The sequence below is a fragment of the Pseudomonas sp. MDV22-iso1 genome (assembly GCF_058145095.1).
Map to the genome: position 1 here is coordinate 1 of NZ_JBYVMF010000017.1, position 13,527 is coordinate 13,527.

Genomic DNA, 13,527 nt, shown 5'->3' on the forward strand with positions numbered 1-13,527 from the left:
GCGTCTTGTTTGATAGTGCCCATGTCTGGGTTCTCGCTCTTAGGGTTCGAGGGCTGGGTCGGCGGCCAGCGTCAGGGCGCCACGGCTACCGGCGAGTACCAGTGCGCCATCGGCGGACTGAGCGGCACCGGAAACTGGTGTGCGTGCGGGCTTGCGCACCAGCTGCAACTGCGCACCGGTGCCCTGGCTGACCAGCATCTGCCCGCCCTGAGTGAACAGGCGGTAGTGGCCACGGGCATCGATCAGGCCGGCGGTGATGCTGACGTGCAGACCGGTGTTGAGGGCGGTCCAGCGCTGGCCGCCGTCGGAGCTGCGCAACACGTTGCCGCGCAGGCCGTAGACCAGCACTTCGCCGGGCTTGCCGAGGACGCCGAAGAAGCTGCCCTGATACGGCGTCGGTACAGCGTTGAAACGCTGGGCGCTGTCGTCCCATTTCAGCAACAGGCCCTGCTCGCCCGCGATGTACAACGCGTCCCCTGTGGAGGCGATGGCGTTGAGGTGGAAACCCTGCGGGTTGTCGGTGCGGTCCTGGAACGGCGTCCAGGTCTGGCCGCCGTCGTCGGTGCGCAGGATCAGGTTGAAGACGCCGACCACGTAGCCGGTTTTGTCGTTGGCAAACCAGACATCGAGCAGCGGTTTGTCCGCGCCCTGCTCGACCATGCGCTGGCCCTCGGCGACCAGCAACGGCCATTGCTCGTTGCCCGGTTCGGCAGCGGCCAACGCGGAATAATGGTTGACCAGCAGGTCGCCGATCTGACGGCCGTCCAGCTGTTTGGCCCAGGTCGCACCGGCATCGCCGCTGTGCAACACCACGCCGTCATTGCCCACCGCCCAGCCTTGGGTGGTGGTGGGGAAATTCACCGCCGTCAGGTCGGCACTGACGGGCACAGCCGCCTGTTGCCAGTGCTGGCCGGCATCATCGGAAAACAGAATATGGCCACGCTGGCCCACAGTAATCACCCGCTCGCCGGCGCGGGTCATGCCGGACAAAGGGCTGTTGATCGCCAGGGCGCTGACCTTGGCAGGCAGGTCCAGCAGATCGACATAAGCGGCCGCCTGGGCGACGCCCTGCGACAGGACGAGCACGATGCCCAACACCATCTGCACATAATTTTTACACGTACACATACCGCACCCTCTTCGGAAAACCGCGCCGGAACACACGTCCGTGTGCCTGACGTTGAAACCTGGCGCCGCGCAGATTGCTGTTCACTGTGGCGAGGGGATTTATCCCCGTTGGGCTGCGCAGCAGCCCCAAATGCTGCTACCGAGGTGTATCAAGTACACCGCGTGTGCTGGTCTTGGGGCTGCTGCGCATCCCAACGGGGATGAATCCCCTCACCACAGAATTTCGCTTCTCTGAAGATCATCCAAGTGAACAGCATTACCGCGTCACGGCTTATCGAATACCGGCGCCGGCCAGGGATTCCGACGACCACTGCGCCTTGGAGAGCGGGTCGATGTACTTGATGCCGCCGTACGGGCCGACGACGCCATTGATGCTGTACGAACCGCCCACCAGGTCATAGATCATGAACGGCGTGGAGTCCGGCACCTGCTTGTCGTAGCTCTGGCTGAGGAACGCAAAGGAACCGCGATAAAGCTGACCACGGGCGTCGTATTGATCCGAGGCCAGAGCGGTCCAGCTGTCTTCGTCGAGGTAGAAGCGGCGCTTGGCGTAGATGTGGCGAGCACCGGCCTTGAGGGTGCCTTCGACGACCCAGACGCGGTGTTTTTCCCAGCGCACGAAATCCGGTGCCAGGTGATTGGCGCTGGTCAGCGATTTAGGGTCCTGGGCGTAGGTCAGCTTGTAGGTGTTGTAGGGCACGATCATTTCCTGCTTGCCCACCAGCTTCCAGTCGTAGCGATCCAGCGCACCGTTGAACACGAACACGTCATCGTAAGTGCCCGCGCCAGCGGTGCCCGGGTTCGGCGTGTCATAGGCCAGGTTCGGGGCCAGTTTCACCCGACGTTGCCCCGGCAAGTACTGCCAGGCGCGGCGTGGCTGCTGCAGCGGGTTGGCCGCGTCCTTGAGCATGATCGCCTCCCCCGCACGGCGCGCCGGGCCGGTGTACGACAGCTTCATCTGGTAGTAGACGTCGGCGCTGCTGATCGGCTGCGTCAGGTTTTCGTAGATCGGGTAGGAAATGAACGCCTGCCCGGTGATCGCCAGGCTCGGTACGCCAGCCGAGTCGACGTTCCACGAGTCGTACTTGGAGTTGATGCTCACGCCCTGATAACGCAGCAGGAAGTTCCACATCGCTTCGTTGCCCGTCTGAGGGATCGGGAACGGCACGCCCGGCAGCACGTTATCGATGGCCAAACCACCTTCCAGGGATTTGGCGCCGCTGGCGTTCTTCACGCCGTTATCCAGAATGGCCTGGGGCAACGAGACAGTGCGGTGCGTCGGGAACACATCGACCCGAAACGTCGGGAAGCGCTTGGCCAGTTCCACCGTGGTGGCGCTGAGCAGCCCCTTGTACTGGTCGACGTTTTTGCCATCGATCACCAGCACTGGTTTTTCATTGGCAAACGGGTCCGGACGCATGCTGTCGCCGGCTTTGAAACCGGCCGGCGCGGTGGTCAAGCCACCGCTGTAGGCCGGGATCGAACCATCAGCGTTCCCGGACTTTTCGGCGCCCACCAGGGTCAGGCTGGTGCCCAGTTTAGCAGCGTCCTGAGTTGAAACGACGGCCTGTGCCTGAGCGGCAAGGACCATGGCCAGAGAGGCGGCCAACACGGTTTGTGCGAATTTCATCTTGTTATTCTCCTGCTTGCATTGAGCAAATCAGTGGTGAATCAGAAAGTGGTTTTCATCGTCAGGTACACGGCGCCACGGTCCTCGGTCGTGGCACCCCCTCCGGAAAAGGCCGAGTAGCCACCGGCGTAACAGGCGTAGTTTTCGTTGCCGCTAAAGGCGTTCGGGGTGGAACCGTCGCCACCGTTCGGACCGGTGCTGACACCGCTGACGTTGCACTTGTCGGTCTTGCCGAAAGAGTCCACGTACTTCAGGTCGACAAAGTATTTGTTGTACACAACGGCGCCGAGGCCGACCGCGTAGTTGCCGGTGTCTTTGGCACCGCCACCGGAGACCGGTGACACACCATCAAGACCGACGTTGACGGACATTGGCGCGTTGAGATCGACACCAGGAAAAACCTGGTACCAGGTGGGTGTGAAGTTGACCGCGATGCCCCAGTTGTCCCGGGTCGGCGCGTCGATCCCGCGATAGCTGGACTTGCCCTTGTAGAGCGCCTCGTTCTTGCTATCGAGCTTGAGCAAGTTGCTGTAGTACAGCTCGCCGAGCAGGGTCGCGGAATCGAACAACGGGGTTTTCGGCATGGTCATCAGGCCATTGAGCGTCCAGTGCAAGGTGTCGCCGGTGGCGGCCATGCTGTCGCCTTTTCCCGGGGTGTCGTAGACCACGCCGGTGGCGGCGGTTCGCGCTGGCAACAAGCCAAGCCCTTGACCCAGGCCCAAGGGGCTGTTGGTGCTGACGATCGCCGGAATACTGGCCAGCGGCATGTTGTGGCGCACGTTCAGGTCCGAGCCCACGCTAATGCCACCCACGTCCTTGGACAGGCTCAGGCCGACAATCTTGATATTGTCGGCATAGGCCAGTTGATAGGTCGCGGAGTTCAGCGAGTTGAGGGTGTTGATCACCGCCGGCACTTGCCCTGCCGGACGAGTGCCGTTGGGGTTGGCCGAACTCAGGCCGCGGGCATCCAGCCAGGCTTGCGGCAGGATCTCGGAGGTTTCGCGGTAGTAGACGCCGAGGGTGCCATCGAGCCAGACCGGCGACCACTTGGCCATGATGCCCCAGTCGCCACGCTTGTCCGGCGTCAGGTCATGGCCGCGACGCACGTTGGTCAAGCCGTTGCACGGCGCCAGTCCGCAACCCAGCGGGCTGCCCGGCACCACGCCGTTGGTGTTGCCCAGCAGGAACGACTGCGCGCCCGTACCCACCAGGTCGGAACCGCCGTAATAGGTGCCCGCTTCCGGCAGGCGCGCGGCGTCCCAATCGAGAAAGTATTGAGCCCCCACGGTCAGTTCGGGGTTGACGGTGAAGGTCATCGACAACTGATTGCGCGGGACGAACAGCTCCTTGGCTTCGGTGCCGGGAGACGCTGCAAGCTTCGCCAGGTCGAGGCCGGATTGACCGTAGCTGATCGAGTGCACCGGGTTGAGAATGGTCTCGCCCCAGAACACGTTGTGCTGGCCGGCTTTGACGCTGAGCATCGACTCTTCGCCCACTTCGGTGCTGTAGAACACGAAGGCGTCGAGGATTTCGCCGGACGGGCCGTTGTAGTAGCGCCGGGCGTAGTTGCTCAGGTGCGGGCTGCCAGTGCCGACGTTGTCGTTGGTCACACCTGCCAGGCGCGGGTCATTGGCGATCAGGCCGGAGGTCGAACCGTTGCCGTTGACGAACGGGTTGGAGTTGGACCCGGTGTTTTCGTAGGCCTTGTCATACCAACTGGCGGCGCTGACGCGAAAGCCCATGTGGTTCTGGTAGACCACATCCATCTCGGTCAATAGGTCGACACGGTTAGTGATGTTGGTCCCGGCCTTGCGAAAGTTGTAGTCACCGTCGTTGTTGTTCGGGGAGGCCAACATGCGTTTGTCGGCGCTTTCCGTGCGCACGCCATAGTTGTACTTGACGGTGTTATCCAGGCGAACGTTCCAGTCCGGGTTACCCGTCTCGATCTCGCCCGCATGGGCCATTGGCGCCATAGCCGCAAGAATGGCCGAGGCCAGCAAGGTGTAGCGTGAAGTGGTGAACCCGTGACTCTTTTTGTTGTGCATTGCGTGTCTCCGCCTTTTTTTATTTGTTTTTAGCGCAGCCGCCCTCACGCAATCCTCTTCGGGTTTGCGTTTAAGGAATGAGGGCAAATGCCGGTTGGCGTACTGCCAGTCCAGCTCCTTGTTCTAACGATCCAGTTGCAGGATGAGTGCTTCGGCTTGCGCCCAGTGGCCAAATCCTGCGGCCGGATTGAGATGACCGACATCGCCCAGATCGAGCAATTCGGCACCCCAGTTTTCAGCCATGCGGGTCACGGCGGAGAAACTGGCGAGGTGATCATTGGTGCTGCCGGCCACGATGCTGCGAAACGGCAACGGGCGTTGAGGCAACGGGTTCCAGCCGTGGTGGCTGAGGGTTTCGGAAGAGGGGTAGTTTGACGGCCAGACGGCATCGAGGTCCGGCGGCGCGGCCAGCAGCGCGCCCTTGATCGGACGGCTGAAATGCGCCGCCCAGTGCGCAACCATCAGTACGCCGGCGCTGTGGGCAACCAGGATTACCGGACCGTCGATCTGCTCCAGCTCGTGCTGGATCGCCCGCACGCGCGCCATGCAGTCGAGCTTATCGGTCTCCAGCGGCGCAACGCTGCGTACTTTGGCGAGCCTGGCTTCCAGCAGCGTTTGCCAATGCTCGGCAACGTGCTCGCGCAGACCCGGTACGATCAGAACGGTGGCGGCGGTTTGCAATTTGTCCACGGTCAACACCTTCGCTTTCTCGATATCTCGACTGGCTGTTTTCGCCAGGGGCTTTTTGTAGGGTCGACATTAGAGAGCGGCCACTCGGGGTGCTTTACATTGGACGTCAGCCACTTTTCTTTTCATGACAGATTGTCGGACACTTCAGCGGCGCTGACCGCTGGTCGAAAAACCCCGCGGGTGGGCGCAGGGTCACTGTAATCAACGGATGAGGCTCGACTGCTCACCGCAGCGCCGCTCATTGGCGACGGGGCGACTGACGAACCATCGGCAACAGCGCAACTGTTCAACGGACGATGCGCTGGATATAGTCGCCACGCTCACGCCAATCGTCATCGGCCCAGGGAAACCCACGCATGCCCAAGCTTGTTCGCGCAGCTGTACTGACCAACTACCTGGAGGTCACCCAGTACCTGGGATTCAACCCGCGCGATGTCATGGCTGACGTCGGCCTGAGCAAGGCCCAATTGCAAGCGCCTGAAAGCCGCATCCCCATCGATTCCGCCGTGCGTCTGCTGGAGAGCTCAGCGGCGGCCAGTGGCTGCCAGAGTTTCGGCCTGAGCATGGCCGAATCACGCCAGCTCTCGGACTTCGGCGTGGTCAGTCTGTTGCTCAGCCACCAACGCACCCTGCGCGATGCCTTGCAGGTGGTATTGCACTACCGGCACCTGATGAACAATTCGCTGGCCATCTTCATTGAAGAGGCCGGCAAGATGGTGATCATTCGCGAAGAGGTGGTCACTGAAACGCCCATGCCCAGCCGCCAGGCCACGGAGTTGGCGATTGGCGTGATGTTCCGCCTGTGCGCCGCGCTGCTCGGGTCGCACTGGCATCCCTACAGCGTCAATTTCATGCACCAGCCGCCGGACAACCTGCAGCTGCATCGACGACTGTTCGGCTGCAAGCTGGAATTCGGCAGCGAGTTCAATGGCATCGTCTGCCCCGACACCAGCCTCGACATGGCCAACCCCAATGCCGACCCGGCCATGGCCCGCTATGCCCAGAGCTACCTCGACTCGCTGCAAGGCCATGAAGGCGCCTCGATGCTGTTCGAGGTGCGCAAGGCCATCTACCTGCTGCTGCCCATGGGCCGCGCCACCATCGAGCAGGTCGCCCAAAGCCAGGGCATGAACGTACGCACCCTGCAGCGACGTCTGAAGGATGATGGCTGCGCCTTCAACGATGTGATCAACGACGTGCGCCGCGACCTGGTGCTGCGCTACCTGGACAACCCGAACTACCCCCTCAGCCGCATCGCCGACATGCTCGGCTACTCCATGGCCAGCTCCTTCACCCGCTGGTTCATCACCCAGTTCGGCATGCCGCCCGCCACCTGGCGCGCACAAAAACAGGCCGGTACAAAACCGACTTGATTCACGGCAAAAAAAAACGGCGACTGCTGGCACAGACGCCGTAAAGAGCGAATTGAAATGCATTCCCTGTAGCAGCTGCCGAGCCCCGGCGAGGCTGCGTTCGGCTGCGTAGCAGTCGTCTTGCCGATGCACCGCGAACCCCGGTTTTACGAGGACTGCGTCCTCGAACGCAGGCTTCGCCAGCTGCTACAAGGGGTTGTTACATGCCCCACCGCAGTAACAGCAGCACCAGCACCACAAGAAACACAGTCTCCCCCACCATCAGCAGGATCGGTTTGATGCCGACCGACGCCAGCTCTTTCAGGCGGGTCTTCATACCTAGGGCGCTGATCGAAACCACCAGGCACCAGCGCGACAGTTCATTGACCGAACCCTGTACCGCCGGGGCGATCCAGCCGGTGCTGTTGATGCAGGCCAGAATCAGAAACCCGACCGCAAACCACGGCAGCAACGGCGGTCGCTTTCCTGTCGGATCGGCACCTTGCATGCGGGTGATCATCGCCGCGGTGACGATCACCGGCAGCAGCATGGCAACACGCATCAGCTTGACCACCGTCGCCGTATCACCCGTTTCGGTCGACATGCTGTACCCGGCACCGACCACTTGGGCGACATCGTGGATGGTCGCGCCAAGGAACACCCCCGCGACCTGCGGCGACAATTCCAGCCAGTTGGCAATCATCGGGTAGACAATCATCGCCAGGGTCGACAACGCCGAAACGCCAATCACCGTGAACAACGTCGCCCGCTCTTTCTGTGGATGATTCGGCAACGCCGCCGCCAGCGCCAATGCAGCCGAAGCACCGCAGATCGCCGTTGCGCCGCCGGTGAGCATGCCGAACAACCGTTGAAACCCCATCGCCTTGGCCGCGATCACGGAAGCGCCGATGGTCACCACCACCAGAATCACCACCAGGGCAATCGGCTTCCAGCCCAGCGCTGCCATCTGCTCCAGGGTGATGCGCATGCCCAGCAGCGCCACACCAATACGCAGCACCGTGCGCGCGGTGAATTCGACACCGGCCTTGCACGGGCCATCGTCAGCGAGGAAGTTCAGCGCCATCCCAAGCAACAAGGCAAACAACATCACCGGCGCACCGTAGTGCTCGGACAAAAACGACGCGGCGGCCGCCACGATCAAGCTGACGATAAAACCCGGCACCAGTTCGCGCGTGCGACTGTGGAGACGGGTCAGCGCAATGGCGCTCATGGCGCGGACTCCTCGGTAATGACGATAAACGCCTGGTCGTCGATGATCTCGACCGGGTAGTTGTTGACTTTGACCTGGGTGGAATTGAGCAGGTAACCCGTGTGCAAATTGAAGCGCAGCCCATGGGCGCAACACTGAATCACCCGCCCCTCCAGACGCCCGCCACACAGCGAAGCCCCCTGATGCGGACAACTGTCATCAATGGCAAACAACTGCCCATCGACGTTGAACAACGCCAGGCTTTTGTCTTCGAATTCGAACAGCGCTCGACCACCGGCCTGCGGGTGTTTCCCGGCAGGTACGGGTATGCGCCGGGTCATGCCGACTGACGCTCGCGCTCGCTTTCCTTCAGCGCTTCGTTCATGGCCCCGAGCAGAGCCTGAGCCGGTTGCGCACCGATCACCGTCACGCGGCGATCGAACTGGAAACTCGGTACGCCACTGGTGGCACCGGGGGATCCTTCAAAAGGCGTGCCGTCGCCCTTCAGGCAATCGATCACCCGTGCGGCTTCAATGCCGCAGGCGCTGGCAATGGCGCTCAAGGTTTCACGGTTACCCAGGTTTTCGCGCCTGAGGAAATACGCGGCGAACAGCCGTTCGAGCAACATTTCACGCTGAGCCACATTGCCCAGCGCGCTGACGCGTTCAAACATACGATGGGCGTCAGCGGTGTTGGGCATCGTCTCGATGCGACTGAGATCAATGTTCAGTCCAACGGCGCTGGCAGCCTGCTGCACCTGGGCCTGGCGCATGGTCATGGCGCTGGCACTGCCCAGGCGCTTGCGATAGAAGTCGGCGAAGGGCTCACCCTCCGCAGGCAGCTGCGGCAACAACTGCACGCCATGCCACACCGTGTTGATCTGCACATCCGGATGGCGGCTGCGAAACTGCACCTGCGCATGCTCCAGCTGACGTTTGCCGATCAGGCACCAGGGGCAGATAAAATCGAAAAACACATCAATCTCTAAACGACGACTCACAACTTCACCTCTAACCCGGTTTCGCCGACGGGATGAGCGACGCTCTGTCCCTGAAGCCGGGCAATATCTTTGTGGTAATGGCACTTGGCGTAGAAGAACACCGCGGCAGCCGCGAGACTCACCAGCGGCACCAGTTGAAACGCGGCATGCAGACCGATGAGGTCGGACACCCGGCCAGTAATAAACGGTCCCGGCGCCAGCCCCAGCATGTTGTTGGCCAGGGTCAACGTGGCGAACGCCGTGCCGTGCACCGAGTAATGGGTCAGGTTGGCGACCATCGCGCCGCAAGGGCCGGTCGTGCCGGTGGCAATCGCCATGCCCAGGCAGATCAGCAACAGTTGCACCGGCCCCGCCTGCAAAGCGAAAGCCGCCGACAGCAACAGGCAACTGCCCAGACAAAAGCCGATGGCCAGGCTGACCTTGCGCTCCGGCGAGTGACGGCACAGGCGATCGCTGAGGATGCCGCACAGAATCATTCCCGTACCGCTGCACAACACGATGATGGCCGCCATGCCGCCGGCCTTGTCCGTGGGCATGTCGTAGTAGCGGTTGAGGTAGCTGGGAATCCACACCATCACCGTGCCGCCGACGAACAACTGCAAGCCGCTGGCGACGTAAGTGGCGACCACCGAACGGCTGGACCACAACGTGCGCAGCGGTCGCTTGACCTCGGCAACGGCCTTGGCCACACGCTTCGGAGCGATGCGCGCTTCCTTGACGATGAGCGGATACAGCATCGCCAGCACCAGCCCGAACAACGACATGCCGGCGAACGACCAGCGCCAGCCCAGCTTGGCGGCAATCGCACCGCCCAAGGCCATGCCCAGTACCGAACCGAACATGCCGCCGGCCATGAAGGCACTCGCCAGGGTGGCGCGCATGTGTTTGGGGAACACCGAAATCACCACCGCGATGCCGACGCTGCCATAGGCCGCTTCGCCAACGCCGACCATGAATCGCGCGATGAACATCTGTTGATAGTCCTGGGCCAATGCGCAGCCCAGGGTCGCGACGCTCCACAAAAACGCCATCAGCGCCAGGCTCTTGACCCGGCCGAAGCGGTCCGCCAGCAACGACAGGGGAAACGTCAGAAGGCCGACCATCAGGGCGACAATGCCACTGAGTAGACCGAGCTGACCGTCACTCAGCGCCCACTCGCTTTTGAGCAGCGGGAACACCGCGTTCAATACCTGACGCGACATGTAATCGGAAATCAACAGGCCGAACGTCAAGGCAAAGACGATCCAGGCATATTGGCGCGTAACGCCGACGCAACCTGCGTCGTCATCGTCGGCGGCGATTGTGTGAAAGGCCATGCAGCCTCCTCAGAGCTTCGTTTTATTTTTTTTATCAAGCGTGTCGCTATACGGCGAACGAGCGGTCACGGCCGCTCGTTCACCGTGTCGGTCAGCCGCGTTGCGGCACACCTTTTTGCCCGGCCTTGCGGTTCGGGGCCATACCGTTAGCCAACAGGGTTTGCTCGATCGTTTCGTACTGAACGCCAATACGATAGATCTCGCGGGCTTCTTTGCCGGTGGCAATTTCACGACCCAGTTCGTGGGCAATGCGCACGGTTTGCTGGATCTGCGCCACCGAGCCGAAACGGTCGCCCTTGTGATCAATGATAGTGTCTTCATTGCCCACGCGCGGGTGCATGCCCATGGCCATCGACATGGTGTTGAACGGCATGACGTTCTTGAGCAGCGACTCGGAGGTCAGGGTGCAACCGTCCGGCGCGCGGTGGATGAAGTTGAAGAAGTTAAACGGGTTCGGGCCGTCGAAACCACCGCCGATGCCGATCCAGGTCAGGTTCAGCGGGCCCTTGTAGACGCCTCGGCGCACCAGGCGCTCAAGGGTTTCCAGGGCGTGCATGCCGGTCAGCTGAAAGTGCGGCTGGATGCCGTTGTCCATCAGGCGCTTGAGGTGCTCGGCAACCCAGGCCGGGCCGGCCGGTACGGTCATTTCGCTGTAGGCGGCGTGGATCATCGGGTTATCCAGGGAAGTGCCCTTTAGGTACTCCGGGTACAGCAACTCCATGATGTTCATCTGGGTGGTGTTGATCGCCACCGTGACCTGATCCGGTTTCGGCGTCAGCTCGGCCAGCATGTGGCGGGTGTCGTCGGACAGCCACTTGGCCGCTTCGCCATCGCTTTCCGGGGCAAAGGAAATCGAGCCGCCGACCTGGATGATCATGTCCGGCACGGCTTCACGCACACCGGCGATCAGCTCGTTGAATTTCGACAGGCGCTTGGAGCCCTTGCCATCCAGTTCCCGCACGTGCAGGTGCAATACGGTGGCGCCGGCTTCATAGCAATCGACTGCTTTCTGGACCTGCTCATCCATGGTCAGCGGGATGTCTTCAGGGAAGTCTTCAGGCATCCACTCCGGGCCGTAAGGGGCCACGGTGATGACCACTTTTTCCATGTTTTCGGGGTGCAGGGAATCGTCGAAGAATTGCATGGTTTACTCCAGTTCTTATGATTGTCCCGCCCACCCGGGGTCGCACCGGGCAGGCGTGTTTACGAGAGCTAATGCAGAGGCGTTGAATCAGTAAGTCTTGTCGCCGATGATCCCGGCGCGATCCATCTTGCGATGGCACGGCGGGTAATCCATGACGGCGTAGTGCTGGGTACTGCGGTTGTCCCAGATGGCGATGCTGTTGGGCTTCCAGCGCCAGCGCACTTGATACTCGGGGATGTACGCCTGGCTGATCAGGTAGCGCAGCAGCTCACTCGCGCCGGGATTGGCGTCCTGGCCGAACCGAACCCGCGCCGGGGTGTGGTAGTTACTGAAGTGCGTGGCGAAGGCGTTGACGAACAGCACCTTCTCGTCGGTTTCCGGGTGCGTGCGCACCACCGGATGCTCGGCGTCCGGGAACCTCTCCCGGAGTGCCAGTCGTTTTTCGATCGGCATGGCGGCGCCAAAGCTGGCCTCGATGCTGTGGCGGGCGCGCAGGTCGGCGATCTTCACCTTCACGTCTTCAGGCAGGCGCGCATAGGCTTCAACCATGTTGGCCCACATGGTGTCGCCGCCCACTGGCGGGCATTCCACGCAGCGCAGTACGCAGCCCATTGGCGGCGCTTCCCGCCAGGTGGCGTCGCTGTGCCAGGAGTTTTCGTAGCGGTCTGCCGGCTGGTCGGGGCGCTTGTAGATTTGTACCAGGCCCGGATGCTCCGGATCGCTGCCCGCCACCGGGTGATCTTCCAGCTCGCCGAAACGCCGGGCGAAGGCCACGTGCTCGGCGCGAGTGATGTCCTGATCGCGCAGAAACACCACGCGATGCTTGAGCAACTGGGCGCGGATTTCGGCAAACAGGTCGTTGTCGTGCACCGCGTCAGCCAGGTTGACGCCGATCAGTTCGGCGCCAATGCTGCAGGTCAATTGTTCGACTTTCATGGCTGGCAGCTCCTTAAATGACGAAGATTGACGAGCCGGTAGTCTTGCGGGATTCAAGATCGCGATGGGCCTGCACGGCGTCTTGCAGAGCGTAGTGCTGGTTGATCTCGATCTTGATCCGGCCGCTGCCAACGTGGTCGAACAATTCACCGGCCAGGGCGGCTTTTTCCGCCGGGTCGGCGATGTAGTCGGCCAGCGCCGGGCGCGTCATGAACAGCGAGCCCTTCATTGCCAGCAACACCGGGTTGAACTCGGGGATCGGGCCGGAGGCCGTTCCGACGCAGACCATCAGGCCACGGCGTTTCAGCGAGTCCAGGGAGCCGGCGAAGGTGTTCTTGCCAACACTGTCGAACACCACGTTGACGCCGACACCGTCGGTCAGTTCACGAACGCGCGAAGCGACGTCTTCATGGCTGTAATTGATCACATGGTCGCAACCGTGAGCCTTGGCGATTTCGCCTTTTTGTTCAGTCGATACGGTGCCAATCACGTTCAGCCCCAGCAGTTTGGCCCACTGCGAAACGATCAGGCCAACGCCCCCGGCGGCGGCATGCAACAGGATGCTGTCGCCGGCCTTGAAGTCATAGATGCGGCGCATCAGGTACGACGAGGTCAAGCCACGCATGGTCATCGCGGCGGCGGTTTCGAAGCTGATGGTTTCCGGCAGTTTGATCAGCGGCTCGGCCGAGATCAGGCGTTCGGTGCTGTAGGCGCCGAGGGTGTTGAGAAAACCGGTGTAGGTGACACGATCCCCCACCTGAACGTTGGTCACCCCTTCGCCAACGGACTGGACGACACCCGACGCTTCGACGCCCATGCCATTGGGCATCGGAATCGGGTAGGTGCCGTTGCGAAAGTAGGTGTCGGCATAGTTCAGGCCGACCGCCACATGACGAAGACGAACCTGGCCAGGACCGGGATCGCCGACCTCGACGTCCTCATAACGTAGAACTTCGGGACCACCGGTTTCGTAGAAGCGTACGGCTTTGGCCATTTTTTCTTATTCTCCAATCTGCAATATGGGCGTGTTGCATCGAATTGCGCTGATTGGACTGTAGGTCGAGGCCTGTTGAGAT

At 61.7% G+C, this 13,527-nt stretch carries 12 protein-coding genes; 1 reads left to right on the forward strand and 11 read right to left on the reverse strand.

Annotated elements, in window-relative coordinates:
• Nucleotides 1-39: 39 nt before the first annotated feature.
• The 4 genes from AC3ZVB_RS19065 to AC3ZVB_RS19080 form a co-directional block, all read right to left on the reverse strand.
• Complete coding sequence (locus AC3ZVB_RS19065) at nt 40-1,128, reverse strand: WD40/YVTN/BNR-like repeat-containing protein (protein ID WP_490147411.1); 1,089 nt, start codon at nt 1,126-1,128, stop codon at nt 40-42.
• Between the two features lie 271 nt (nt 1,129-1,399).
• Complete coding sequence (locus tag AC3ZVB_RS19070) at nt 1,400-2,758, reverse strand: DUF1329 domain-containing protein (protein WP_162440912.1); 1,359 nt, start codon at nt 2,756-2,758, stop codon at nt 1,400-1,402.
• A gap of 41 nt (nt 2,759-2,799) precedes the next feature.
• The gene (locus tag AC3ZVB_RS19075) at nt 2,800-4,803 is read right to left on the reverse strand and encodes a DUF1302 domain-containing protein (protein ID WP_162440911.1); all 2,004 of its coding nucleotides are present in this window, start codon (nt 4,801-4,803) and stop codon (nt 2,800-2,802) included.
• 123 nt (nt 4,804-4,926) lie between these two features.
• On the reverse strand, nt 4,927-5,493 hold the full coding sequence (locus AC3ZVB_RS19080) for an RBBP9/YdeN family alpha/beta hydrolase (protein ID WP_490147412.1): 567 nt from the start codon (nt 5,491-5,493) through the stop codon (nt 4,927-4,929).
• A gap of 356 nt (nt 5,494-5,849) precedes the next feature.
• Between AC3ZVB_RS19080 and AC3ZVB_RS19085 the strand changes: the two genes are divergently transcribed.
• Complete coding sequence (locus tag AC3ZVB_RS19085) at nt 5,850-6,866, forward strand: AraC family transcriptional regulator (protein ID WP_162440909.1); 1,017 nt, start codon at nt 5,850-5,852, stop codon at nt 6,864-6,866.
• Between the two features lie 199 nt (nt 6,867-7,065).
• Here the strand turns inward: AC3ZVB_RS19085 and AC3ZVB_RS19090 are convergent, their stop codons facing one another.
• From AC3ZVB_RS19090 to AC3ZVB_RS19120, 7 genes are all read right to left on the reverse strand, one after another.
• On the reverse strand, nt 7,066-8,076 hold the full coding sequence (locus tag AC3ZVB_RS19090; RefSeq protein ID WP_162440908.1) for a YeiH family protein: 1,011 nt from the start codon (nt 8,074-8,076) through the stop codon (nt 7,066-7,068).
• On the reverse strand, nt 8,073-8,396 hold the full coding sequence (locus AC3ZVB_RS19095) for a Rieske (2Fe-2S) protein (protein WP_162440907.1): 324 nt from the start codon (nt 8,394-8,396) through the stop codon (nt 8,073-8,075). Before AC3ZVB_RS19095 ends, AC3ZVB_RS19090 begins: the two co-directional genes overlap by 4 nt.
• Nucleotides 8,393-9,055, reverse strand: coding sequence for a DsbA family oxidoreductase (locus tag AC3ZVB_RS19100; RefSeq protein WP_490147413.1), 663 nt, complete (start codon nt 9,053-9,055; stop codon nt 8,393-8,395). Before AC3ZVB_RS19100 ends, AC3ZVB_RS19095 begins: the two co-directional genes overlap by 4 nt.
• The gene (locus AC3ZVB_RS19105) at nt 9,052-10,371 is read right to left on the reverse strand and encodes an MFS transporter (RefSeq protein ID WP_162440905.1); all 1,320 of its coding nucleotides are present in this window, start codon (nt 10,369-10,371) and stop codon (nt 9,052-9,054) included. The genes AC3ZVB_RS19100 and AC3ZVB_RS19105 overlap by 4 nt, the downstream gene beginning before the upstream one ends.
• A gap of 91 nt (nt 10,372-10,462) precedes the next feature.
• Complete coding sequence (locus AC3ZVB_RS19110) at nt 10,463-11,515, reverse strand: beta-keto acid cleavage family enzyme (RefSeq protein ID WP_162440904.1); 1,053 nt, start codon at nt 11,513-11,515, stop codon at nt 10,463-10,465.
• 87 nt (nt 11,516-11,602) lie between these two features.
• A complete protein-coding gene (locus AC3ZVB_RS19115) occupies nt 11,603-12,451 on the reverse strand; it encodes a TauD/TfdA dioxygenase family protein (protein ID WP_490147414.1) in 849 nt (282 codons plus the stop codon).
• A 13-nt stretch (nt 12,452-12,464) separates the two neighbouring features.
• Nucleotides 12,465-13,445: a quinone oxidoreductase family protein gene (locus AC3ZVB_RS19120; RefSeq protein WP_490147415.1), complete on the reverse strand. Its 981-nt coding sequence runs from the start codon at nt 13,443-13,445 to the stop codon at nt 12,465-12,467.
• Nucleotides 13,446-13,527: the final 82 nt, after the last annotated feature.